The following is a 24,561-nucleotide window of genomic DNA, read 5'->3' as shown; positions in this document are numbered from 1 at the left end:
CAATGTAAGGTCATTCTTTCAACGTAAATAAACCAGATAGATAAAATGACTCAAAAGGAGAATAGCTCGAATGTTAAAACGAATTCTTATATGGATTGCATTATGCTCCATGCTCATGCTGGCGGCTTGCGGAACAGATCAGACAAGCAGTCAGGAGATTAGCTCAACCGAGGGAACAACGCAAGCGACAACGAAAGTCATCACCAATCCGAATGGAGAAGAAGTTACGATCCCTCTTAATCCGGAGCGTATTGTGGATCTATCTGGATCAACAGAGGAATTGCTGATCATTGATAAAACGCCTGTCGCTACGACCAGCGCCGATTATGGGCAGCAGGATCAGATCACCCCACCCCTTAAAGACAAGCTGGATGCAAATACTGTGGTTCTGGGGTGGTTGGGCAGCAAATTCAGTATCGAAGCGGTGACCGCGTCGAACCCGGATCTAATTATTCTGGGAAAGGATTTTAATACAGATCAGTACGAAACCTTATCCTTGATTGCACCGACAATTGTTTTACCCTACTCGTACTATGATTGGAGGGAGCGTTTAACGTTCCTGGCCGATACTTTCGGTGAAGCAGAGAAGAAAGATGAGTTCTTGGCCAAATATGATGCGAAGTCGGCTGAATGGAAGCAAAAACTGGAATCGGCTGTGAACGGTGAATCCTTTGCAGTCATCGAAACCTATCCTAACAATCTGGTGATCTATTCGAATAAAGGTGCAGCCGAGATGTTGTACGGTGAGTGGGGTCTTAAACGCACAGAAGGTATTCCTGAGCCGGAAGGTTGGGGAGGCAAACAGATCAGCATCGAGGCGCTGGTCTCCGTCAATCCGGATCAGCTGCTGTTAATGGAGAATAGTGAGAACAAGATGGAAGACAGTAAGGTCTGGAATAACATGAATGCCGTCAAGAATGGAAAGATCTATAAAATCTCCAGCGTGGATAACTACAATTACTCCTATACAGCTTACGGGCGGTTGGAACTTATGGATCGATTGGGTAACATGATTTTACAAGGACAGAAATAGCTTTGTAAAGAAATGTACCGTAAGATTTAAAGGTTTAAATGGTTCGCCATAGGCTTCTCAACATATGTTGAGGAGCTTTTCTACATCTCATAAATAGGATGATCATGAACTTTATGGAATAATTTTCTGTTATACTACATGGATATGTGCATACATACATTCAACTAATCCGTGTGAAAGGAGGAATTGGTTTGAGAGAAGCAGGTTTCTGGATCAGACTCGGGGCAAACTTTTTGGATGCGCTCATCGTTTCATTGCCTTTAGCTATTATTGTAGGTGTCTTGACAGGAAATTACGATAATGATGAGCCATTAGCAAAACTGATCAGTGGATTATATTCCATTTTATTGCCCGTTTTCTGGTACGGTAGAACGATAGGAAAGCGGATTTGCGGAATTCGAATTCGAAAATATGATACACATGAGCCTCCTGGAATCGGAACGATGCTGATGCGTGTAGTTGTTGCTGGGCTGGTATACGCAATCACATTTGGCATTGGTTTCATTATAAGTGTCTTCATGGTGGCCATTCGCGAGGACAAACGTGCACTACACGATTTTATTGCAGGTACAGAAGTGGTTTGGGACTGAAAATGAGAAGGCAAGCCTAACGCAATAATTCATTATATTCCAATCAACTCATATACACCCACGTTACAGACTATGAACAATGTTCATGGTCTGTTTTTTTGTGATGTCAGAAGTACAGTCACAAACCCGCGCCAACACAGCAATTTCAAGACATTGCAGTTGCTTGCATAGAGAATTCGTCTATCGTTTTGGCTAAATGATCAGTTGCTTCTGACGAAATCAACATGTCATTTCATCTTTTGCGAATATCACTTCAATGGTCCCTCCCTTAATCTGAGGTAGAGCACAGACATTCCCAAAAGGTGGAGGATAAGGTCGATGAAAAGAAAAGTGTTATCTACGAGTTTGATGATTCTGTTATTAGGTACAACGATCCTGGGGTGTTCGTCTGGGGACAGTACAGCCGGCGATACCGATAAAGGGACACCGAGCGGATCAACGGAAGCAACGACCTATCCAATTCAAACGGATAAGACGCTTACGTATTGGGGTGAAATTAACGGAAACCTGATTGGGGTCAAAAATTCGCACAGCGAAATTCCATTCTTTCAAAAATGGCAAGAAAAAACCGGCGTGCCACTCAAATTCACGGCACCTCCGACGGGACAGGTCAGAGAATCCTTTAACGTGATGCTGGCGTCCGGGGATTTGCCAGACATGCTGGAGTACAACTTCATCGGAGATTTCCCCGGTGGACCGGAGAAAGCCATCAATGACGGTTACATTCTCAAGCTGAACGATCTGATTGACCAGTATGCGCCAAATCTGAAGAAATACCTGCAGGAGAATCCGGACATCGACAAAATGGTCAAAACAGACAGTGGCAGCTACTATGTATTCCCGTTCGTTCGAGGAGATGAGTATCTGCGTGTCTTCCAGGGTCCAATCATTCGTAAGGATTGGCTGGATGAGCTGGGACTGCCCGTTCCGGAAACGATCGATGAGTGGACAACAACTCTGAGAGCTTTTAAAGAGAAAAAAGGCGCTGCCGCTCCATTCTCTGTTGTAAGTAAGCCACGTTTCTTTAATGATTCCGGTAATGGTGCTTTCCTTGGCGCCTTCGGTGTAAACCGCGGATTCTATCAGGAAAATGGACAGGTCAAATTTGGCCCGTCAGAAGAGGGCTTCAAAGAATACTTGACGTTATTCCAGGAATGGTACAAAGAAGGGCTGATCGATAAAAACATCTCGACAGCGGATACCAAATCGGTTGACGGTAACCTCGCTTCGGGTGCGACTGGCGCCAGTGTCGGCAACGCAGGCGGAGGTATCGGTAAATGGCAGCCGCTCGTAGAAGCAAATGATCCGGATGCCGTTCTGGTCGCTGCACCATATCCGGTGCTTAACAAAGGTGATATTCCCAAATTCGGCCAGCTTAATCAGGGTTATGCCTCGGAAGGCACCGTTGCCATTACCACGGCAGCCAAGGACCCGGAACTTGCCGTTCGCATGCTGGATTATGGCTATAGTGAGGAAGGGCACATGTTCTTCAACTTTGGTGAAGAGGGTGTCAGCTACAACATGGAAGACGGTTATCCGAAGTTTACGGATTTGCTGCTGAAGAATCCGGATAAACTGGCTCCAGCACAAGCGATTTCACTGTATGCCCGCAGCAGCTATAACGGTCCATTTGTTCAAGACAAACGTTATGCTGAGCAGTTCTTTGCTTTGCAGACCCAGCGGGATGCCATTGATGTATGGAAGAATACGGATGCAGCGAAATACAGTCTGCCTTCAATCACCCCTACACCTGAAGAGAGCTCCGAATACGCGACCATCATGAACGATATCAACACGCTCGTCGATGAGATGACGATCAAGATCATTCTGGGTAACGAATCGGTGGATCAATTTGAGAGCTATGTTGCGAAGATGAAGTCGTTGCATCTGGATCGAGCCATTGAAATTCAGACAGCAGCACTGGAACGCTACAACAACCGGTAATTGTAAAAGGGTAGGGCCCGAGCCCTCCCGATTGAAAAGAGGTGAAAAGGTACATCATGAGCAATCGTCAATCCTTCAGAAGCCGGTTCGTCCGGGACTTCATGATGAACAAGTATTTGTATATCATGATGATTCCCGTTATTGGATATTATTTAATATTTCATTACGGTCCGATGTACGGTGCAATTATTGCCTTTAAAGACTATTCTCCGATGAAGGGTATTTTGGGGAGTGATTGGGTTGGACTGAAGCACTTTGAAGAGTTTTTTAACAGTTACTATTTCTTGCGGGTTCTTAAGAATACCCTGCTCATCAGTTTGTATACGCTGCTCTTTGAATTCCCTGCGCCGATCATTCTGGCGCTGCTCATCAATGAAGTGCGCAAGCGCACGTTCAAGCGGGTCGTTCAAACGATAACGTATATGCCTTATTTCATCTCTCTTGTTGTCATATGCGGTATTATTACAGACTTCACGAACGCGGATGGTTTAATCAACCGTCTCATCATGATGCTCGGATATGACGGTCAGGCAATGCTGCAAAAGCCGGAGCTGTTCCGACCAATCTATGTCTTGTCTGAAATATGGCAGCGGATCGGTTGGGAATCGATTATCTATATCGCTGCGTTAATGAGCATCGATCTGGAACAGTATGAAGCGGCGAAGATAGACGGTGCGAGCCGCCTTAAGCAAATGTTCCACATTACACTGCCGGGATTACTGCCTATTATTACAATCATGTTCATTCTCCGGATGGGGAATATGCTGAATGTCGGGTTTGAGAAAATCATTCTCCTCTACAATCCGGTAACCTATGAAACGGCAGACGTGATCTCTTCCTTCGTGTATCGAAAGGGATTGCTGGAGTTCGGATGGAGTTACAGCTCGGCAGTCGGTCTATTCAACTCGGTCATCAATCTCGTTCTTCTGATTTCGGCGAACTATATCAGCCGCAGAGTGAGTCAAAACAGCTTATGGTGAGGTGGTAACTTTGATTAAGGAAAGCGGTTGGTTTGACCGAATTTTTACGATCTTGAATTATACATTTCTAATCCTGCTTGTTATCGTCACCTTGTATCCACTGCTCTACGTGTTATTCGCGTCCTTGAGCGACTCGGCGCAGCTGTTAGCGAACAAGGGTCTTCTGTGGAAGCCGGTCGGGTTCAGTCTGGAAGCTTACAAGAGCGTGCTTGCCAACCCAGGCATAGCTACGGGGTTCCGCAATACCTTGTTTATTCTCGTGTTTGGTGTCATCGTCAACCTGTTCATGACAGCGCTTGGTGCGTATGTGTTATCACGTAAAAACGTGATGTGGAACAAGGTGTTCATGTTCTTTATCGTGTTCACGATGTTCTTTGGCGGCGGCTTGATTCCGCTGTATCTGGTTGTCAAAGGCGTTGGCCTGTTGGATACGCTATGGTCGACCATTCTGCCTTTTGCCATCAGCACATTTAACCTGATCATCATGCGAACGTCTTTCATGGGCATTCCGGACAGTCTGGAGGAATCAGCCAAGATTGATGGAGCCAATCACTTTACCATTTTGTTCCGTATTATTATCCCGTTGTCCATGCCGGTCATTGCCGTGATGATTCTGTATTACGCGGTAGATAAGTGGAACGGGTGGTTCTATGCATCGGTGTTTATCAAAAGCAGAGAGCTGTTCCCGCTGCAATTAGTGCTGCGTGAGATTCTGATTGCCAATTCCACGGAGAGCATGTCCGCAGGTGCCTCGGCTGGGGATCGCTTTCAGATCGGGGAAACCATCAAGTATGCAACGATTATGGTAGCAACGATACCGATCCTGTGCATCTATCCGTTTTTGCAGCGCTTTTTCGTGAAAGGTGTCATGGTTGGTTCATTGAAAGGTTAAACCGGAGAATTGAAGAAACGGTAAGGAGGTATGACGTTACATGAACGTATTAAATGAAGTGGACAAGGACATGTGGGATCAGATCAAGAGCAAAGCTGATCAGATGCTTGCAGCTATAGGTGACAAGTCTCCACATGTCGCTGGAACGAATGGCATCTATGACGACATGAGAATCGATTGGTGGACTTCGGGATTCTGGCCGGGCATGCTGTGGATTGTGTACGATATGACCGGTGATGAGAAATACAAAGAGGCTGCATGGAATTGGGATGAACGGCTATCGGAACGGTTTCTCGAAAATAACTACTTCGACCACGATGTGGGCTTTCATTTCCTGCCCACGGCCGTCATCAAATACAAGCTCACCGGAGATGCCGATGCAGCTAGACGTGCCTTATTTGCTGCCAACTTCCTGGCTGGACGCTTCAATACCAAAGGCAGCTTCATCCGGGCCTGGAATGGAGACATGTTGGGCTGGTCGATCATCGACACGATGATGAACCTGTCCTTGCTCTTCTGGGCATCGGAGGAGAGTGGAGACCCCCGTTTCAGCCATATCGCCAAGGCTCATGCGGATATGGTCATGAAGCATTTTGTCAGGGAAGATGGTTCTGTGCATCATATCGTTTCATTTGATCCCGAGACAGGTGAACGGGCAGAAGCGATAGGTGGACAGGGAGCTGGGCCGGATTCGGCTTGGAGTCGTGGAGCTGCGTGGGCTTTATATGGATTAACGAATACGTATCGTTATACTGAAGACCCGGCTTATCTTGATGCTGCACAGCGTGTGGCGAACTTCTTCATTTCCAACTTGCCTGAGGATAGCGTTCCACATTGGGATTTCCGGGCAGAGCCCGAAGAAGGAGAAGAGATTCCACGAGACAGCTCGGCTGGTGCAATTGCTGCTTCCGGATTGCTTGAGCTTGCAGGTGTACTCACTGATCCTGAAGGCAGGCTTTATGCTACCATTGCCAAACGTATCCTGAATTCCCTGCGGGATCATTATGGAACATGGGATCTTCTTGAGCACGAAGGTATGCTTCTGGAGGGAACCGGTCATAAACCGGCAGGTCAGAACGTGAATGTCTCTCTCATTTACGGTGACTATTTCTACGTGGAGGCCAGCGCCAAATTAAACGGATGGAAGCATCGCATTTTCTAAAAATGCTCTAAGAACATTATAAAAACATTCTCATCTATTCAAAAATTAAATGAAATACATTGACGTTTTGATACCGAATGCCCGATAGACGAAAGCTGTCTATTCGGGCTATTTGTGCTTGATTTGACGGGGAAATCGCTGCTTGCTACCCTTTTTGTCAATCGAATTGAACTTTTTATCTATATCCCAATCGGGTTCTTGCCGTTATAATAAATTCCTGATCCAAACATCGATAATCTACGAAGAGTTGGGTGATGAGTTGTTGCTAAATATTCGATATTTGTGGCAAAAACGAGAAAGTATAATCGTGACCTGGCTTGTCTCCTACAGTGCTGTTTTAATAGTGCCCATTCTGATCAGCCTGGTTATTTACATACAAGCCAATGAGACACTCAAGAGTGAAATACATCGGGCGAACGATTCCTTATTGAAGCAGATGCGATATACGATCGATACACAAGTTGATCTCATGAAACGGTTGAACATGGAGATGACGTGGAGCCCAAATCTGCAGACATTAATGTATTCCAATCAGCCTGCCAAGGAGGCGCCTTATACGGCTTACCAGCTGGTGAAGGAACTTCGTCTCTACAAAACATCCTACGCATCCATCGATGAATTCTACGTCGTGTGGAAAAAAGACCAATCCATTCTCCGTTCAGGTAATATTCGGGATATGCGGACGGCATTTCATACCCTACATAACACAGGTGCAATGTCTTATGAAGCGTGGCGGGATCAGATCCTGGGTGCAGAAACGAATCAATTCGTCATTCTGCCGCATCAGAATGCAGGTCCGGCGGAGTCTGCCATTGTGTACATTACACGTCTGCCTGATGATTTGAATGGTCAGGAGACGGGTACTGTTGTGGTCATGGCCGATACGCGAAGGTTCCAGGAAGCAATTGAGAGCATTTCGGGTTTTAGTGATGCAACGCTGCTGATCCTGAACCAGAATAACGAGATTCTAATGAGCAATCGCCCGGGATCGGAGGAATTAAAGCCATTTATGAATGGCAACCAGGTTCAGTTGGACAACGCCAAGTTAGGTAAGTCGGAGATGTTCTACATGGACTCGGCGGTATCCGATCTGAAGTATGCATTAATTATCCCCAGCAGCCTGTATTGGGAAAAGGCAGTGTATGTTCGCAATTTTACGTATATTAGTATCCTGGTAAGTCTCATTAGTGCGGGTGTACTGACCTGGTTCTTCATGCGCCGGAATTACTCTCCAATCCAGCAGCTCGTGGAATCCCTACAAGACAAAACCACGCAGAACGAACCTGCTGATCGGAACGAACTGAGGTTTATTCAAAAGGTCATTATGAACACACGATCAGAAAAGAATGAGATTGCCCAGCAGCTGCAGAAACATCAGCAGGTGCTGCGCTCGAATATGATTAACCGGCTTCTGAAAGGCAAACAGGACACACTCGTTCCCTACGAAGATGCATTCCGTTCTTTCCATATGCCGCTGTATTCAAGTGAATTTGCCGTAATCCTATTTGTCATCGAAAATGAAGAGAATCTCTATGGAAAGCTGCCGGGCATTGATATCAATGAACGAAACAAGTTAATCCATCTCATTATTTCCAACGTTGTTGAAGAACTGACTTCAGAGCGTCAGCACGCTGGATATGTAGCGGAAGTCGATGATATGATGGTCTGCCTTGTAAATATGAAAGCGGATTCTTCGGACTGGAATCAGGATCTTCATCACATCGCGGCAGAAGCACAGCGCTTTCTGGAACGCTATGATATGGAACTGACGATCTCCATCAGCGGACGTCATACGTCGTGGATTGGTATCGCTGAGGCATACCAGGAAGCAGTGGACGCGATGGAATACAAAATGGTGCTTGGCAAGAAAGGCATCATCACCTATGGGGATGTACGCAGTGATGCAATGGCGGATGACCCATTTGGCTACTACTATCCGCTTCAAGTAGAACAGCAGCTTCTTAATTTTATCAAAGCCGGAGATACCGACCAAGCCAGCGTTTATATGAATGAGATTACAGCGCGAAATTTTGATAAACCGATCATGTCGCTCACACTCGCTCGTTGCCTGATTTTCAACCTGGTAGGTACGATGATAAAGGCCATCAATGATCTGGGGGACAAGGATAACATCACATTAACCCATTACCCGCACCGGATTGATGACATTATTGCCGGGGATACCATCCAGGAGATGCAGGAGGCTTTGCAGACCTTGCTAGAGGAGGTATGTGCCTATTCCGCTGATAAGCGCGCAACGAATGTATCACAAGAACGTGAGGATTCCCTGCGTCAACTCAGTACCCAGGTTACACAATATATTGAGAGTAACTATACGGACGTGAATTTGAACGTCAACGCCATTGGTGAGCATTTTGAACTGAAGGGCAGTTACTTGTCCAAACTCTTCAAGAATCAGACCGGTGAGGGTCTGCTGGACTGTATTCATAAATGCCGTATCCGACAGGCTAAAGAAATGATTAAGCATAAACAGGAATCCATCAACGAAATATCCCGATTGGTCGGGTATAATGATGCTGCCACTTTCATCCGGGTATTCAAGAAATACGAAGGCATTACGCCTGGTAAATATAAAGAAATCAGTTGATATGAAAGGAGACCGGAATATGAATGTAAAGTGGAAGTTGGCATTCATAGCAAAGGTGGCAGGACTACTCCTGCTGCTCGGCATGCTGACTGCTTGCGATCAGAACGGGACAGATTCGGATGCCGCGATGGATGACCAACCCGATGCTTCAGCATCTCGGACCATTTCTACTACAGCTTCCAACACCGATGGGAGATTAACCTACTGGGCAGAACTGAATGGCAATGCAGCAAGCATCAAATCCAGCTTCAATGATGTTCCTTTTTTTCAGGAATGGCAGCGAAGAACCGGGGTCAACCTTCAATTCATCCGGCCTCCCGCCAATCAGGCCAAAGAAGCGATTAATGTGCTGCTTACGTCCGGAGAGCTGCCGGATATGATCGAATATGAGTGGAGTAATTATCCCGGTGGACCGGAGAAAGCGATCAAAGACGGATACATTCTGCGATTAAACGATATTATTGATCAACATGCACCTCATCTGAAGCAGTACCTGAGCGAGCATTCGGACATTGATATGCAGATTCGCACAGCCAGTGGAAGTTATTACGCATTTCCTTTTATTCAGGGACAAGACAAGCTGCGAACCTATCAAGGGCCGATTATCCGGAAGGACTGGCTGGATGAGCTCGGTCTTGATGTACCAACCACGATCGACGAATGGCATACGATGCTTAGGGCATTTAAGGATAAAAAGGGAGCTGATGCTCCGCTTACTTTCCTCGGTGTTCCGAATCCGTTGTTCGGTATCGAAGGCGGAGGTTTTATTGGCGCTTTTGGCATTAAAAAAGGATTCTTCGTGGAAGATGGCCACATTAAGTTTGGGGCACAGGAACCTGAATATAAGGCATTTCTAGCCTTGTTTCGTGAATGGTATGCGGAAGGACTCATTGACAAGAATCTGGCTGCCGTCGATTCGGAGACTCAGGATACCAACATGACAACAGGACGCAGTGGCGCGAGTATCTGGAATGCAGGTGCGGGGATCGGTACATGGCTGCCCATTTTGCAGGAGACGGACCCCAATGCACAGCTTGTACCAGCGCCATATCCTGTCATGAACAAAGGAGATCGCCCCAAATTCGGTCAGCTCGCTCCGGCTATCGGTTCCAGTGGAGTCGCCATATCCAGCAACAGCCGTCATGTGGAGGAAGCAGCACGCATGCTGGATTATGGGTATGGGCCTGAGGGGCATTTGCTGTTCAACTTTGGAATAGAAGGTGTTAGCTTTGAGATGAAAGACGGGTATCCGACGTATACGGATACTATTCTGAAAAACCCTGATAAGTGGTCGCCGGCGCAAGCCCTTGCGATGTACACCAGAGCAAGTTATTTTGGTCCATTTGTGCAGGATACGCGATATATGGAACAATATTATATTTTGCCGGAACAGAAAGAGGCGGTGCAGCTATGGTCCAACACGGATGCTGTTCTCCATCAGGTGCCAACCCTGCCCAAGACCGAGAAAGAAAGCACGGAATTGTCAGTAATCATGCAGGAAGTGAACAAGGTGGTGGATGAGATGTCACTTAAAATCATTTTTGGCATGGAGCCAGTGGATTCCTTTGATATGTATGTCGAGCAAATCAAATCGTTGCAGATTGAACGTGCGATTGAGATTCAACAGCAGGCTTTAGAACGATATAATCGTGCAGTGTCCTCAAAATAAATCCTTATATTGTATAAAATGGGCATAGAAGTGTCGTTTTTGTTCATGTAATTTCGTTTCCTCGTACTCTACAATCGGTTATGACATGCTGAGCTGGCATGCACATGATTCTTGTTTGAGCAGGATCGGAGGTGACTACAGGGTTTCTTGAAACCGCTCACATAATCTGAAATCCAGAAGGAGGAGAACGAAAGCATGCGGAAAAAATGGCCTTTGTTAGGGTTGGCATTTACGTTGGCTGTTGGATTGTCTGTACCTGGAACCCATGAGGTTCGAGCATCAGAGGGTGACTCACAGCCATCTATTGAACGTGCGGATGAGAACCTGTCTCTAGGGAAGGATGGCAGAAGCAGACTCTACCCAAATGATTGGTATCCAGGATTTAAAGATGAACAAGGAAGATTTCTGCATGACTTTTCTTATGCCGGTTATCGACGTGGGGAAGAAGAACTACCTAAAACGGCTAAGAACAAACGTATCGACGTTACCAAATCACCTTATTTTGCCGATCCTTCAGGGAGCCGTGATGCAACCCAGGCGATTCAAAAAGCAATTGATGCTGCGGTTGCGTTGGGTGGGGGTGTCGTGTATCTTCCCAAAGGTACATATCAGGTTAACCCTCAGGCCGGCAAGGATTATTCACTAACCATTCCTGCAAGTCGAGTAGTCCTGAAAGGTGACGGGATGAACAAGACTCATATCTATAACGCACAGCAAAATATGAAAAACAAGGACATTATCCGGATCGGGAACGGAGATTGGAAGAAAACCGGGATCTCTACGAAACTTCGCAAGTCCGTTGCCGATCCAACCGTCCTGCTGCCCGTTGAGGATACGAGCGGGTTTGCGGTGAATGATTACGTGGTCATTTCATTCGAAACAACACCAGGTTTCTTGCGTGAACTAGGCATGCAGAACAAGTGGTCTTCACGTCTCGGTAAAGTAGAACCATTATTCTATCGCCAAATTGTGGGGGTAGATCCGGAGAATAAAACGATCACGCTAGACATTCCGACGCGTTATCCAATGAAGCTGCGCGATAATATTACGATTAGTCAGACAACAGATCCGATTGTCGAGGTAGGTTTGGAGGATTTCTCAATAGCAAATATTCAGAATTCGAAACCTGGACTTGGTGAGGATGACTTCAAAGTCGTTGGCACTGCTGGATATGAAGCCGATAATGCTAAAGCGGTCAATGTGATCGCAGTGGCGAACAGCTGGATTCGTAATATTAACACGTATAAGCCAGCTGGCAATGCAGATTATCATCTGTTGTCCAAGGGAATTATTCTGGACCGTACGAAGAACGTCACAGTGGATCATGTGACCATGCAGTACCCGCAGTATCGTGGAGCGAATGGGAACGGTTATTTATATCAATTTATAGGCAATGATAATCTCATCAAGAACAGTAAGGCGATTGGCGCAAGACACAGCTTCACGTATGCCAACTTCTCTGCGAACGGGAATGTGCTGCAAGGATCGTATTCCGAGAATCCTTCATTAATGACCGACTTCCATATGTATCTGAGCATGGCGAATCTGATTGACAATCTGGTAGTCAACGGAGACGGGATCTCTGCCATTACGCGGGATTATGGATCATCCGAAACGAATCGTCATGGAGTCGTTACCACGGAAAGTGTGTTCTGGAATACGACCGGACAGGCGGCACATCGCAGTAAATCCGGCATTATTGTAGAATCAGAACAATTCGGGAATGGATATGTGATTGGAACAAAAGGAAAGGACACCGGCGTGAACGTCAACATTGTTGGTTCCATTCCGGATGCGAATACGCAGCCATTTGATATGGCGGAAGGTATTGGGGAGGGGGATCGTTTATCTCCGCAGAGTTTATATCAGGATCAGAGCAAGAAGCGAATCAAAGATATTCAACTGGGGCTCCAATCCCTGTTGGTGAATGGCGAAGCTATAGCGGGCATGCAGTTCTTAAGAACGGATTACGTTCACACCTTACCTTATGGCACAACGGAAACACCGATCATCTCTGCGAAACCATTTGCGAAGGAAGCGAAAGTAAAAATTAAACAACCGCAAGAGACCAATGGAACTGGAGAGATTACTGTATCGTATCGGGGTCATACCCAGCACGTGCAAGTGAATTTTAAGGTAGCGGATACACCGGTACTTCCAGAGAATATCTCCATAAGTCCGAATAAAACGCTTCCAGGATGGAGAGTTGCAGGCAATGCGATCAGTGTAGGCGCGAGCGGGGAATTATCCTCATTTCTAACTTTAGATAATGGTGAGATCGTGAACATTGAGGAATTGAACGTTCCTGTCACGTATACGTCGAGTGATGAGACGATCGGATATACGGACGGATCTACCCTCCATGCGGTAAAAGCGGGGATGGTCGACGTCATTGTGAGCTGCGTCTTTAATGGAGTAACGGTCGAGGCACGAGAGAAATTTGAAGTAAAAGAGCCTATGGCCGAACCGGAAGGACCGTTTGCTGCTGTAACCAAGGTTACGGCAAGTGCAGATGACGGCAATCTTCCGATCCATACGATCGACCGAGATCCAGACTCCAGATGGTCTGCAGATGGAAAGGGACAATACTTGCAACTGGAGCTTGAGCAACAGACTCAAATAGGGCAGGTAAGCATTCAATTCTATAATGGTCATACGCGATCCAATTATTTCGATTTAGAAGTTTCATTGGATGGTATTAATTACCAAAAGATATTGAGTAACGTCGCCAGTCAAAAACAGGCTGCCTATGAAACATTTGAATTTGAACCGATTCAGGCAAAATTCATTCGTTATGTCGGGCAAGGAAACGAATCAAATACTTGGAACAGTATTATAGAGTTTTGGGTGCATGCGAATTAAGTTGATGTAGCATAAATTAAAAGATTCGGTATCAAATATAATGTGTGCTCATTTTAAAGTTGGAATGGGTGCATATTATATTTGGATAGCAGTTGAGTTGTATGATATGACCAATCAGAATATATGAGATCACATATTTATCCATACGAAATTAAAAATATATCGGGGGTTATAAAAAGAATAAGCCACATTTATCCATGTGAACAGAGTTGTAATTGAACGAATTGAATCAGTCAATAAAATAATTTGAAATTGTCACATTTAATGCTTGTAAGTAAAAATTTGATTACTGTTTCACAAAACTCGTATTTTGTACATATGTATATTTAATCAAACAAACAAACACTTACATCGTGTCTTGTGAACTTGTACCGTTAAAGGACTTTATATAAGGCTGGAGCATTGTATCCGTTATATCTTGCAATATCAAATAGTTCAATAGCTTTTTCGAGACGGCCCTTTTTTAGCACGATCTAGTTCACGGCAAATCGTGGACGAATGCCTCCCCAGTTCTTTTGCAATAGCTCTTGAGCTTTTGCCTTGTCTGTGGAGGATTTCTAGCTTGCTGCGTTCGATTATGCTAAGATGTGAATAACTCATGGACTGATTCTCCTTGTGTGAATGCTGGTGTGGTAACTTTCATTCTACACGAATCAGGCTATGAGCCATTTTTTTATTTCAGTAGGGTGTCGCACTTCATATTACAATCCGTCATAAGACAAAAGTAAAACGGATAATGGGATTCCTTTACCTCCTAATAATCGTCCTGGAAAAGCTACAGCATCATTAATCAGTTGCTCTGGGGAAATAACCTGAAGATCGCCTTGCCCTCCATCACGTAGCACATGTGCTTTCATATGATAACTTGAGGTGATTTTTGTAAGACTCTGCTCAAAACTTGCGGATGCTTGCCCGTTAAAAAGACCATAAGTTGCTTTTCCTGATAAAGCAGCTTTAATTTCCCGATGTTCTTCCTCTGACTTACTTTCAATTTCGAGTATACCGAAATAGTTGCCGCCAGTTATTAACCCATACACAAATTTTATAACGATTTGAGGGCTTCATGTATTATGGTATTTTATTTTGAAAGTGCATATTATTTATACACACACCTAATCGGAAATTGGACTATGTTCTTGTCCCTCGACATTTTTTTCATGTTAATAATGTAAGAACCCCCATTAATTAATTGTTTACATAGGTCATATCATCAACTCTTCGTCTATCGGATATTCCCATAGTCCCAGTTTTCCCTTCACTGGAATATAGGGCTTCAGCAGACGGAAACCCGCTATTTCCCAGGCAAAATAACCTGGACTGTAATCGCCCAACAGGAAGTCCTCACCCGTCACAACCTTCCCGCAATCCAGAATGGCTGACGTATGATTAGCGTCGATGACTTGATAACAATTTGAAAGCTCGCAAGTTGCAAGGATAACCCCCGTAGGGAGGTTTTGTTCCGTATAGCCATTCTTGGCGAGTAAAGAACGTATGGGTTCATATTTGCAGGCCTGCTTATCGACTTTCTGGCTTGCATGAATGGCCAACGGACCACGATACCGGGTCTTCCAGGATCTTGTTTCATAGAGAGTCTCGCCTTGGACAAGCAGAGTCGCCCATGGTTGAATCATAGATAATACTTTCATTCCTCTACGCTCCATTTCCATTCATAATGAATTACTATTCCCCAAACATTCTCGATACTTTCCATACCCGCATGATGCGACTCTAGTGTAATTCTTGCTTTGACCACCGAATTCCATCCTCACAGGCCACCCATTTCTTCAGAGCACAACGGATCAACCAAGGGTTGTACCAGTTGCTCAATCAGCAGATAATAGTCAGATGCCATGAGTTGGATCGCCTCGTACCATCTCCTTGTCTCTACCGCCTTAGACCCATGTCTAAGACTGCCATCCCGAAGCTTATTACCGTACTTACCAAGATTTTATAATTTAGATATACATCTATTCGGTAATAGGAACATGTTCTTGTCCCTCGACACATTTAGTGTCATACAACATATAGCTCGATTTTCGTTCTGTTTTTTTATAAGTTCCCCTTTCTTGCTTTTTCTTTGAATACTGTGCTATTGTTCCGCGTTCTGGAAATATTTATTAATTCCCCCTTTAATCCTTCTAACTCCAGCAGCAGAAGATTGTTCTTTTCTAATACTGAACTTTCCTAAGTTTGTTGTATCTTCTACATGAGGTCCTCCACATACTTCTCGACTCCAAACTTTCCCTTCGTTATCTTTAATTGTATACACCTTAACGATATCCGGATATTTATCCCAAAAATTCCCTTCAACATTACTTTCTTTCGCTTCAATTTTAGGCATCTTTGAAATATAGGTAACTGCTTCTGATGAAATCGCATCATTCACATACTTTTCCACCTCAGCTATTTGCTCTGGCGTAAGTTTTATCTCGTAGTACTTAAATAATACCTTCTGAATTTTCTTGTTTACCTGAATACCGCTATCTAAACAAAGTCAGCCGATCACGTTGGTCGGCTGACTCCTTGGTTGATAAAGCTATCGTTTCCCGTTAGCTTAACCATAATTCTGACAAACGGTTTATATTTTATTCAAACATATCTGTTACTGCACCTCTTGATGCAGAGGAAACTAGTCTTGCATATTTGGCTAATACGCCCGAACTTACTTTGAGCGGAGGTTGTACCCATGCTTGCGCCCGACCAGCCAACTCCTCTTCGGTCACTTGAAACATTATCTCCTGTTTTTCGCTGTCAATGGTGATTATGTCCCCATTCCTCAGCAGTGAGATCGGTCCACCTACCTGTGCTTCGGGTGACACATGGCCGACTACGAATCCATGCGAGCCACCCGAGAACCTACCATCCGTAATAAGGGCAACTTCCCCTCCAAGACCCTTACCCACAATTAATGCGGTAACGGATAGCATCTCCGGCATACCGGGTCCGCCCTTTGGGCCGCAATAGCGTATGACCAATACATCTCCTTGTTGAATTTCATTTTTCATAATAGCTTCTGTCGCGTCCTCTTCGCTGTCATACACCTTTGCCGGACCGGAAAACCGCTGCTTCTTCATACCTGACATTTTGGCAACGGCGCCTTCAGGAGCGAGGTTACCTCTAAGCACAACCAATGGTCCATTCGGCTTCAGTGGCTTATCCAATGGGCGAATAATCTCTTGGCCATTTTGAAGCGGAGTTGCTTTGGCTAGGTTCTCTGCCAAGGTTTTCCCAGTGACTGTAAGACAATCACCATGAAGAAGTCCCTCAGCGAGCAATAACTTCATTACCCCCGGAATGCCGCCAATTTCATTCAAATCCTGCATGACATATTGGCCGCTTGGCTTAAGATCTGCCAAATGGGGAACACGCAAGCGGATTCGCTCAAAATCGTCTAATGTTAAATCAACTTCTACCGAATGCGCAATGGCCAGCAAATGAAGGAACGCATTTGTTGAACCACCCAAAGCCATTACAACCGTAATCGCATTCTCAAAAGCCTTCTTCGTCATAATGTCTCTAGGGTAGATTTCCTGTTCAAGTAGTGAAATGACCTGTTTACCTGCTGCTGCACATTCAGCTGCTTTATCAGTTGAAATGGCTGGCGTAGAAGAGGAACCGGGTAAGCACATTCCCATTGCTTCTGCCGCTGCGGCCATAGTATTAGCGGTATACATACCACCACAAGACCCCGGACCCGGGCAGACGCTGCATTCTACTTTATGAAGTTGCTCATCCGTCATTTTTCCATCATGATATTGGCCGACTGCTTCGAAGGCCGAAACGATATCAACATTTTTGCCGTCGAGATTGCCAGGTTGAATCGTTCCGCCATATACGTAAACGGATGGAATATTCAACCGTCCGATAGCCATCAAACATGCAGGGGTATTCTTATCACACCCACCTATCGCTACAATACCATCAAAACGCTCGGCGCCAGCTACAATTTCAATAGAATCAGCAATGGCTTCCCTGCTTGGCAGCGAGAACAACATGCCTCCATGACCCATCGAAATGCCGTCTGAAACTGTAATCGTATTAAAAATTAGTGGAGCGCCGCCATGGTTACGTACCCCTTTCTTGGCTTGAATAGCTAGTTCATTTATATGCATATTGCATGGGGTTACCTCACTCCAAGTACTTGCTACGCCAATCATTGGCTTTTTGAAATCATCATCAGTAAAACCAACTGCACGTAGCATCGCCCTGTTTGGTACCCGGTTGGCACCTTCACTGATTACCTTGCTTCGAATACGTAGATCTTTTCCATTCGCCATTTTCCCTTGCCCCTCTCAGTTTAAAGTATTCCTTGCAGCTCCTGCATCGGACGGATGAAATTTTGTTTCATTAGTGCCTGAGCACAATCGCTATCCTTCCTCTCGAAAGCTTTAATAATCGAAGCATGCTCATCGACAGAAGCTTGTGTAGCAGTAATAGGCTGCTTTAAGAACACGTATTTAAATCGCCGAATGTGAATCTGAAGCGATGCGCTGAATGAAGTCACATAAGGATTATCTGAAAACTCCACGATAAGGTTATGAAATTGTTCATCCGTCTCCATTGCTTGGTAAGCTTGACCACTCTTAATGTCACTTGCAAATTCTAGATTAATCATTCTCAGTTGCTCAATCTGCTCTGGAACAATAATCTTTGTGGTAACCTCAGCTGCTAATGCCTGAAGAACAGCCATGGTTGAATACATCTTAAAAATATCTTCTTTCTCGATTTCTGTTACTTTTGTTTCTTTTCCAGGATGCGTGGAAACGAGACCCTGTACTTCGAGTAACTGAAATGCTTCCCGAACAGGTGTCCGGCTTACCCCAAGCGAATCCGCCAATTCAGCGTCGATAAGCTTTTCACCTGGCTGCAGCGTACCATCGATAATCCATCTTTGAATCTGGGAGAAGGTTCTTTCTTTTGCGGACATTCGCGCAGGTGAGGCAAAATTTTTAGGTATTGGCATTGTTATCATCCTTACTTTTTTTCATTTTCCTATATGCAATATATCGCATATATATATTGAATGCAACGAATTATATCAAAATTGAACTTTTCTCAAAAAAAAATGAAGCTGCCTGTTTTTTAGGTAGCTTCATTTATTCTAGATAAACTCTTTCATGGCTTAACTTCAATTTTTTTACAGCTTAATTTAATGTTACATCTTGATATTTATCCCATATTTGCATATTAAGTAGTTTGATCGTACTCCATTTATAACCAGGTGCTGGCATAAAAGGAATATCGCCATCCATACCTTCTCTATACCATCTCTCAAGCATTGCATGCCATTCGTACAGATGCATTAATACATCACGAAAATTCTTATCTCTTTCCTGAGTTTCCACAGAAATGCTCCTTTTCCTGCTGGGTACATATTCAATTATTTCAAGCAATGATTTAAAATTTTTATCGCTATTCAATAATAAAATTTCTTTGTCATTTTGTGATTCCAAGAAAAACGCCCCCTTTTTCCTATGAATGGAACAATGTTTTTGTCCCCTCTACAAATGGCTTGTCCATCATTGTTAGTGTTTTTCAAGTTCTGTCTTTAAATCCTCAATTAGTATATCGACTTCTAATACAGCAGAATCAGCATTATTTAAGAATATTGAAGGTTTAAAACCCTCTTTTTTTATATTGGGTAGAAACTCGTCTATAAACTCGTATAAATCCATACTTTTACTTGAATAAATTTCCCAACCATCAGTTGCACAGTATTCCGCGAATTCTTTCTTAGGCCAAAATGGAAGTGATTGATTACCTTTATCATCTTCAGTAACTGACCACCCATTCTCATAAAGGCCCCACACTTCTTCTGAATCGACTACTTTTTTGATGAAGTATTCATAACGAATATTTGCAGGGAGATTGATGACAGATTCAAATTCTTTCTGATTCATACTTCCTCCTAATAATTGTAATATTTTCTAAATGTGAAATTTGCTAAATGTTAAACTTTCCCCAAATACTTATTGTATTTTGGGCTATACTCTATTCTATATTGATTAGATAAATGCCTATTAGACAATCGGACTAGGTTCTTGTCCTCCGACATTTTTTTCACTTCCCTTTCTATCTAATGACAAAATAATTAATGTTCTAGGGTTGCCGAAAACTTTTCCGTGCCTTTTTTATTAATCAAAGCAACTTCAAAATCAGATACCCATTTAAGGTCGCCTAAATGTCTAGCATAAGCGAATTCATCTGGTTGTTCTGATATGACCTTCTCTAAAAGTACTTGCTTACCATCTCGTTGTAATATAGATATAAATATATCCATGCTTTCTACATTATGATGGCATATGACTTTAGCATAATACTTCTTATTAGGGCTCTTGATGTTTTTCTTCCAAGTCCATTCATTAACATAGCCTAACTGCTCTATTTGCAAAGCAATATCTTGAAATGGCTTAATGTCCCAATTGTTACTTAGAGTAAGTTTTTCTATCCCATCCATTAGCAGTCGAAGCGTAGTCTTTTTTTTCTCCAACTCACTTTTTGCACCGAAGTCATTCAAACTAAATTGGATTGGCACCGAACACACACCTGAATCGTTAATGATCCTTTCGTCCGAAATGTTTTCTACACATTCTATTAGGACTTTCCAACAATCTTTCGTTTTGTACTTCCCAAATAAACGTTCATACATCGCTGTAATGCAGCGAGTTTCCAATCTGAATGAACGTCTTTTCCATTTCCAATTCAACTCATAGTCTAATTTTGTTGCTTCGTGGTACTCACATTTTTGTTTTTTTATTATAGATTCAATAATTTCATCATCAACAATATATGGTAAATCCAAATCAAATTCTTTTAGATACATTTGATCCTCTCCTTATATTACTCCCATGGGCGTGGCCTTTGGTGTTTACTCATTGAATTGCCCTTGTCCCATAGTTTCTGTGCATTCTTTTTTTCCCATTTGAGGGCTTGTTGTCTATTACGCATTTTAGATTTTACTACTCTTGCCTCATACTTTTCATATCCATGTTGTGTTTTTTTACTTGCTTTACTATTACCATGAGTTGCTTTTTTTATCGCTTTTCCAGCAGCCTTTTTAGCAGCCTTCTTAACAGCAGCTTTAACTACTTTTTTAGCGACTACCTTTACAACGAAGACAATAACAAATATTATTAACGGATTATTTCCATCGTCATCTACATATTGCAACTGGATTATTTAGTCCGTAGCAATGTTCTTGTCCGTTTCGGTAATCGGTGCAAGTTGTTGTCTCTCGACAAATCTCACTTGCACCTGCCTATAACCTTGTTTTAAACTTACTTCCTCTAAAAAACGCTGGCCTACACGGCGCACAGGTTCCCCATCCCAATGTTGATGGAATATGCGTTTGGCTATGTTTTTCCATTCTTGAGCCAATCCCCCACACATCTCGGATAGGTTTATCTCCAATGTGGAGGTGTAAATCCTCTTTTCTTTAAGTGAAAAATGCCACCCTCAGCTTTTTTAACAATCATATCGCAGCACAATTTACTGATGATTTTGTTTTCACCAATGCCCGCTCTTGCGTAAACCCCCGTTTCATTATAGATTTTGTCTTGAATTTGCTTCGCCAAATCGACTGGATCATTATCGAAAAGGTGCTCTAATTGATGATAACTACGTACTAATAACCCAATCGGGAACAATAATAGATGCATAGAATACAAAAGGTAAACAACGGCACGGTTTATCAATTAATTTTGATTAGGAGGGCTCGCTAGAATGAGCGATAAATCCCGACGTGTGTTAATGAGTAAATGGACAAAAACAAAGGTACTTCTGGGGAGCAATAAAGTTCGATCACTTATTCCAGATACCCGTAAATTTAGCAAATCTTCCTTGAAGGAAATGCTGAAGAAGTACACAATGGTCTATGTTAAGCCTGAGATTGGAACCTTTGGTAACGGAGTTATTCGCGCGGAACAACTAGGACCTGAAGAGTACATGTATCAAACTGGAACAACCGTGCATTCCTTTTGGGATTATAAATCTTTTCACGAATCTTTAAGAGCTATTATCAGAAAGAAAAGGTATCTCATTCAAAAGGGCATTCATCTGATGAAGTATAATAAGCGGCGGTTTGATATACGGGTGATGGTACAATTAAGTCCAACAGGAGAATGGGAAACTACCGGCCTCATTGGAAGAGTGGCACACCCGAAAAAAATCGTGACGAATTACCACAGCGGTGGCAAACCAATGGATGTTAATCCTCTCCTTGCTGCCCACCTCTCAAATAGCGAAATCAAAAAGATTATTCACTCTCTGAACGAACTGGGTGTGACCACGGCAAAATATCTGCACAAGAGTTATCCAGGATTTCGTCAAATTGGTCTAGATATTGGATTCGACAAAACTTGGACACCGTGGATTATTGAAGTCAACACAAACCCAGATCCGTATATATTTAACAAGTTAACAGATAAGTCGATGTACCGAAAGGTAATGAGGTACAGAAAGGCGGCTGCGAAGTAATTTATGGTGTAATGTCTTCTATTATGAAATTCAAGTGAATATTGAAAATACCTCGCCCTTTCCAAATGATATGATCGCTGTTGTTCCCGATAATGGCACGATTCGAGGCTTGTCTTCGATTGCGGCGTCCCGCTTGATCTCGTTCCTTGCCTGGGCGTTGAGACTCATTTGCAGACCTCATTATGTGAGCTCAGGGACCTCGTTAAAGGCAAAAGCGGGGATTATTTATACGAGACATATCAAAATTGTTCAAGGTCTTATTTCATGATGCGTAACTTCTCGGAAAGGGAATCCATTCTTAGTTTTAGGCCCGAACCCTTAATTTTGTGTGTTTTGCAACCTCCATATACCCATTCCCTTTCATTCTTTGGGGCATATGATAATCCCATCTATTTGATATATGGAGATGAGCAAATGACAACACCAATTGATGTGTTAATCCCAGCGATTGAGAAGGATCTAGCGACACTCCCCCATGTTATTGATGCCGTAAGAAAATATGTGAAGCACCCTATTCATGAAATCATCATCGTAGCTCCGCGGAAGCAAAGAATTTTGGATCTGTGTACGAAAAAGGGGTGTCGATTCGTTCATGAAGATGCGGTTCTGCCCATAACGAAGAAAAACATTCACTATCAATCCAAATCGTGGGATCGGTCAGGCTGGCTTTATCAGCAGCTGCTTAAGCTGGGCGGCGATAAGTTATGCTCATCCAAATACTATTTGGTGATGGATGCCGACACCGTACTTATTCGTCCCCATGTCTTTAAGGTCGGCGACAAGACGGTATTTTACTGCCGAAATTGGAGTCAGCCTGAATACTTCCGTACGTATAAGAAACTGATGGGTAGAAGCCGTTCTTCCAAACGATCCTTCGTTACCCATTACATGCTGTTCGAGAAAGCAAAAGTGAAGCAGTTAAAACAAGCGATTGAGTCCAAACATAACACGAGCTGGAACTCGGCCATTATGAGAAGTATGAATAAATCTAAGCAATTTGCTTTCTCCGAATTTGAAACGTATGGCAATTTCCTTTACTCGTCTGAGCCCGGGAATATGATTTTGAAGCAGGCAAAGAATAAGAGCTTACATTTGAGTTTCCCTCAAATCTCACCTTCCAAGATGTCTTCCCTGACCCGAACATACCGGTCGATTTCTTTTCACAAACGTAAAGGGTATCTTAAATCTTCCAAGGCTGTTGCCAAATGAAGCCCTATGAAGTGGTTTGGAAAGGACCGATACACAAAACAAGCGGTCTTGGCCGTGCCAGTAGAGCTTATGCAAGATCACTGAAGCGGCAGGGTGTAACCGTTAGATTAGGTGCGCCAAGCCCTCGTAATAACGGAATCCAGGGCAAAAAGGTTCTCATTTATCACCATATTCCCAGTCACATGCAATGGAAAAAAGAGCATAGCGTGTATGATTCGATGATTTTGAATACCGTGTGGGAAACAAGCAAGACCCCCAAAGGCTGGCTTTCCCATATGAACAAATTCGATGCGGTGTGTGTTCCCTCCCTGCATAACAAGAGTGCTCTAAAGCACAGCGGGGTGAAAGTCCCGATTTTTGTAGTTCCTCATGGGGTAGACACTAAGGAGTTTCATCCGAACAATAAGAAGATGTATTTGCCAGCTGCGGCAGGGAAGTTTACGTTCGTGTCTGTCTTCGGCTTCCAGCATCGCAAAAATCCGGAGGGCCTGCTAAGGGCATACTGGGAGGAATTTTCCTCTAAAGATAACGTGATTCTGGTGATCAAAACGAACGGATATACGGCGAATGAGAACGAGAAATGGATTCAGCAGAAAGTCATGCAATACAAAATGAGATTGGGGATTCAAAAAGATACAGCCCCTGTTGTCATTATCGGACGCCAGCTCAGTGAAAGCCGTCTCAAAGGCTTGTATACGCTCGGCAATGCATTCGTCCTCCCCACCCGTGGCGAGGGCGTCGGACTGCCTTTTTTAGAATCGCTGGCGAGCGGCGTACCAGTCATTGCTACAGGCTGGGGTGGGCAAACGGATTTCCTTACGTACAGCAACTCATTCCTGGTTCCGTATCAGCTGAGGATCCCTTCAAGCAGCATGAACAGAGCCATATCCAAAAAATTCAGCAGCTTGTTTGCACAAAAGGGACAACGCTGGGCCGAACCAGATCTGAACAGCCTCAAAAAGCTCATGCGGAAAGCGTACGAGAATCCCGATCTTTGTAAACGGAAAGGACGCATAGGGCGAAGGGATATGCTTCAGCTATCCTGGGATCGGGCGGGGAAGTTAATGAAAAATGCGATTGAAGAGGTCATTCAATCCAAGCCATAAGGATCTAGTTGATGTTCCCTAGGAAGGAGGA

Annotated in this window: 23 protein-coding genes and 1 pseudogene; 12 read left to right on the top strand and 12 right to left on the bottom strand. The window is 43.9% G+C overall.

The genetic code is table 11. From position 1 onward, the window contains the following. Positions 1 to 70: 70 nt before the first annotated feature. The 9 genes from P5G61_RS13295 (at position 71) to P5G61_RS13255 (ending at position 13,740) form a co-directional block, all read left to right on the top strand. Positions 71 to 1,033 carry an ABC transporter substrate-binding protein gene (locus tag P5G61_RS13295; RefSeq protein ID WP_301246966.1) on the top strand — a complete coding sequence of 321 codons (963 nt, stop codon included), beginning with the start codon at positions 71 to 73 and terminating at the stop codon, positions 1,031 to 1,033. A gap of 191 nt (positions 1,034 to 1,224) precedes the next feature. Next, a complete protein-coding gene (locus P5G61_RS13290; RefSeq protein ID WP_435874156.1) occupies positions 1,225 to 1,623 on the top strand; it encodes an RDD family protein in 399 nt (132 codons plus the stop codon). 318 nt (positions 1,624 to 1,941) lie between these two features. Beyond that, positions 1,942 to 3,567 (top strand): extracellular solute-binding protein, encoded by a 1,626-nt coding sequence (locus P5G61_RS13285; RefSeq protein ID WP_301246965.1) that lies wholly within the window; start codon positions 1,942 to 1,944, stop codon positions 3,565 to 3,567. A 56-nt stretch (positions 3,568 to 3,623) separates the two neighbouring features. Beyond that, positions 3,624 to 4,547, top strand: a complete 924-nt coding sequence (locus tag P5G61_RS13280) for an ABC transporter permease (protein WP_024631937.1) — start codon at positions 3,624 to 3,626, stop codon at positions 4,545 to 4,547. A 10-nt stretch (positions 4,548 to 4,557) separates the two neighbouring features. Beyond that, positions 4,558 to 5,439, top strand: coding sequence for a carbohydrate ABC transporter permease (locus P5G61_RS13275; RefSeq protein ID WP_024631936.1), 882 nt, complete (start codon positions 4,558 to 4,560; stop codon positions 5,437 to 5,439). A 70-nt stretch (positions 5,440 to 5,509) separates the two neighbouring features. Beyond that, complete coding sequence (locus P5G61_RS13270) at positions 5,510 to 6,601, top strand: glycoside hydrolase family 88 protein (protein WP_435874177.1); 1,092 nt, start codon at positions 5,510 to 5,512, stop codon at positions 6,599 to 6,601. A 280-nt stretch (positions 6,602 to 6,881) separates the two neighbouring features. Beyond that, positions 6,882 to 9,209 carry a helix-turn-helix domain-containing protein gene (locus P5G61_RS13265; RefSeq protein ID WP_301246959.1) on the top strand — a complete coding sequence of 776 codons (2,328 nt, stop codon included), beginning with the start codon at positions 6,882 to 6,884 and terminating at the stop codon, positions 9,207 to 9,209. A 19-nt stretch (positions 9,210 to 9,228) separates the two neighbouring features. Beyond that, complete coding sequence (locus tag P5G61_RS13260) at positions 9,229 to 10,878, top strand: extracellular solute-binding protein (protein WP_301246957.1); 1,650 nt, start codon at positions 9,229 to 9,231, stop codon at positions 10,876 to 10,878. Between the two features lie 195 nt (positions 10,879 to 11,073). Then, positions 11,074 to 13,740, top strand: coding sequence for a discoidin domain-containing protein (locus P5G61_RS13255; protein WP_301246955.1), 2,667 nt, complete (start codon positions 11,074 to 11,076; stop codon positions 13,738 to 13,740). A gap of 468 nt (positions 13,741 to 14,208) precedes the next feature. Here the strand turns inward: P5G61_RS13255 and P5G61_RS13250 are convergent. The 12 genes and pseudogenes from P5G61_RS13250 to P5G61_RS13195 all read right to left on the bottom strand — a co-directional run. Next, positions 14,209 to 14,340: pseudogene (locus tag P5G61_RS13250) on the bottom strand (helix-turn-helix domain-containing protein); the annotation flags it as partial. A gap of 101 nt (positions 14,341 to 14,441) precedes the next feature. Further along, complete coding sequence (locus P5G61_RS13245; protein WP_301246954.1) at positions 14,442 to 14,777, bottom strand: hypothetical protein; 336 nt, start codon at positions 14,775 to 14,777, stop codon at positions 14,442 to 14,444. A gap of 165 nt (positions 14,778 to 14,942) precedes the next feature. Next, the gene (locus P5G61_RS13240; protein ID WP_053783034.1) at positions 14,943 to 15,386 is read right to left on the bottom strand and encodes an ASCH domain-containing protein; all 444 of its coding nucleotides are present in this window, start codon (positions 15,384 to 15,386) and stop codon (positions 14,943 to 14,945) included. 443 nt (positions 15,387 to 15,829) lie between these two features. Beyond that, on the bottom strand, positions 15,830 to 16,126 hold the full coding sequence (locus P5G61_RS13235; protein WP_301246951.1) for a hypothetical protein: 297 nt from the start codon (positions 16,124 to 16,126) through the stop codon (positions 15,830 to 15,832). Between the two features lie 199 nt (positions 16,127 to 16,325). Further along, entirely contained in the window at positions 16,326 to 18,017 is a 1,692-nt protein-coding gene (gene ilvD / locus P5G61_RS13230; RefSeq protein WP_301246950.1) for a dihydroxy-acid dehydratase, read from the bottom strand. Positions 18,018 to 18,037: 20 nt separating this feature from the next. Then, positions 18,038 to 18,703 (bottom strand): GntR family transcriptional regulator, encoded by a 666-nt coding sequence (locus tag P5G61_RS13225; protein ID WP_301246949.1) that lies wholly within the window; start codon positions 18,701 to 18,703, stop codon positions 18,038 to 18,040. Positions 18,704 to 18,884: 181 nt separating this feature from the next. Further along, complete coding sequence (locus P5G61_RS13220) at positions 18,885 to 19,193, bottom strand: ClbS/DfsB family four-helix bundle protein (RefSeq protein WP_301246947.1); 309 nt, start codon at positions 19,191 to 19,193, stop codon at positions 18,885 to 18,887. Positions 19,194 to 19,265: 72 nt separating this feature from the next. Further along, entirely contained in the window at positions 19,266 to 19,640 is a 375-nt protein-coding gene (locus tag P5G61_RS13215) for a DUF2750 domain-containing protein (RefSeq protein WP_301246945.1), read from the bottom strand. A gap of 191 nt (positions 19,641 to 19,831) precedes the next feature. Further along, on the bottom strand, positions 19,832 to 20,563 hold the full coding sequence (locus tag P5G61_RS13210) for a hypothetical protein (protein ID WP_301246943.1): 732 nt from the start codon (positions 20,561 to 20,563) through the stop codon (positions 19,832 to 19,834). A 17-nt stretch (positions 20,564 to 20,580) separates the two neighbouring features. After that, positions 20,581 to 20,910 carry a hypothetical protein gene (locus P5G61_RS13205; protein ID WP_301246942.1) on the bottom strand — a complete coding sequence of 110 codons (330 nt, stop codon included), beginning with the start codon at positions 20,908 to 20,910 and terminating at the stop codon, positions 20,581 to 20,583. 9 nt (positions 20,911 to 20,919) lie between these two features. Then, on the bottom strand, positions 20,920 to 21,150 hold the full coding sequence (locus tag P5G61_RS13200) for a hypothetical protein (RefSeq protein ID WP_301246940.1): 231 nt from the start codon (positions 21,148 to 21,150) through the stop codon (positions 20,920 to 20,922). Beyond that, positions 21,141 to 21,398 carry a Y-family DNA polymerase gene (locus tag P5G61_RS13195; RefSeq protein ID WP_301246938.1) on the bottom strand — a complete coding sequence of 86 codons (258 nt, stop codon included), beginning with the start codon at positions 21,396 to 21,398 and terminating at the stop codon, positions 21,141 to 21,143. Before P5G61_RS13195 ends, P5G61_RS13200 begins: the two co-directional genes overlap by 10 nt. Positions 21,399 to 21,462: 64 nt before the next feature. Here P5G61_RS13195 and P5G61_RS13190 point away from each other — a divergent pair, with 64 nt between their 5' ends. From P5G61_RS13190 to P5G61_RS13180, 3 genes are all read left to right on the top strand, one after another. Then, entirely contained in the window at positions 21,463 to 22,215 is a 753-nt protein-coding gene (locus tag P5G61_RS13190; protein WP_301246937.1) for a YheC/YheD family protein, read from the top strand. A gap of 414 nt (positions 22,216 to 22,629) precedes the next feature. Beyond that, a complete protein-coding gene (locus P5G61_RS13185; protein WP_301246935.1) occupies positions 22,630 to 23,424 on the top strand; it encodes a DUF6492 family protein in 795 nt (264 codons plus the stop codon). Further along, the gene (locus tag P5G61_RS13180) at positions 23,421 to 24,530 is read left to right on the top strand and encodes a glycosyltransferase family 4 protein (protein WP_301246933.1); all 1,110 of its coding nucleotides are present in this window, start codon (positions 23,421 to 23,423) and stop codon (positions 24,528 to 24,530) included. Before P5G61_RS13185 ends, P5G61_RS13180 begins: the two co-directional genes overlap by 4 nt. Positions 24,531 to 24,561 lie beyond the last annotated feature (31 nt).

Source organism: Paenibacillus vandeheii (assembly GCF_030433635.1).
Classification (GTDB): Bacteria; Bacillota; Bacilli; order Paenibacillales; family Paenibacillaceae; genus Paenibacillus; species Paenibacillus vandeheii.
The sequence above is the reverse complement of the archived record's forward strand: the minus strand, read 5'-3'. Positions and strand labels throughout refer to the sequence as shown.

Bases quoted from the DNA above. Each gene is read 5' to 3' on its own strand.
- P5G61_RS13215 (WP_301246945.1), bottom strand. From the start codon at position 19,640: ATGAATCAGAAAGAATTTGAATCTGTCATCAATCTCCCTGCAAATATT.
- P5G61_RS13260 (WP_301246957.1), top strand. From the start codon at position 9,229: ATGAATGTAAAGTGGAAGTTGGCATTCATAGCAAAGGTGGCAGGACTA.
- P5G61_RS13185 (WP_301246935.1), top strand. From the start codon at position 22,630: ATGACAACACCAATTGATGTGTTAATCCCAGCGATTGAGAAGGATCTA.
- P5G61_RS13280 (WP_024631937.1), top strand. From the start codon at position 3,624: ATGAGCAATCGTCAATCCTTCAGAAGCCGGTTCGTCCGGGACTTCATG.
- P5G61_RS13255 (WP_301246955.1), top strand. From the start codon at position 11,074: ATGCGGAAAAAATGGCCTTTGTTAGGGTTGGCATTTACGTTGGCTGTT.
- P5G61_RS13195 (WP_301246938.1), bottom strand. From the start codon at position 21,398: ATGCATCTATTATTGTTCCCGATTGGGTTATTAGTACGTAGTTATCAT.
- P5G61_RS13210 (WP_301246943.1), bottom strand. From the start codon at position 20,563: ATGTATCTAAAAGAATTTGATTTGGATTTACCATATATTGTTGATGAT.
- P5G61_RS13295 (WP_301246966.1), top strand. From the start codon at position 71: ATGTTAAAACGAATTCTTATATGGATTGCATTATGCTCCATGCTCATG.
- P5G61_RS13285 (WP_301246965.1), top strand. From the start codon at position 1,942: ATGAAAAGAAAAGTGTTATCTACGAGTTTGATGATTCTGTTATTAGGT.
- P5G61_RS13180 (WP_301246933.1), top strand. From the start codon at position 23,421: ATGAAGCCCTATGAAGTGGTTTGGAAAGGACCGATACACAAAACAAGC.
- ilvD (WP_301246950.1), bottom strand. From the start codon at position 18,017: ATGGCGAATGGAAAAGATCTACGTATTCGAAGCAAGGTAATCAGTGAA.
- P5G61_RS13270 (WP_435874177.1), top strand. From the start codon at position 5,510: ATGTGGGATCAGATCAAGAGCAAAGCTGATCAGATGCTTGCAGCTATA.
- P5G61_RS13190 (WP_301246937.1), top strand. From the start codon at position 21,463: ATGAGCGATAAATCCCGACGTGTGTTAATGAGTAAATGGACAAAAACA.
- P5G61_RS13225 (WP_301246949.1), bottom strand. From the start codon at position 18,703: ATGCCAATACCTAAAAATTTTGCCTCACCTGCGCGAATGTCCGCAAAA.
- P5G61_RS13240 (WP_053783034.1), bottom strand. From the start codon at position 15,386: ATGAAAGTATTATCTATGATTCAACCATGGGCGACTCTGCTTGTCCAA.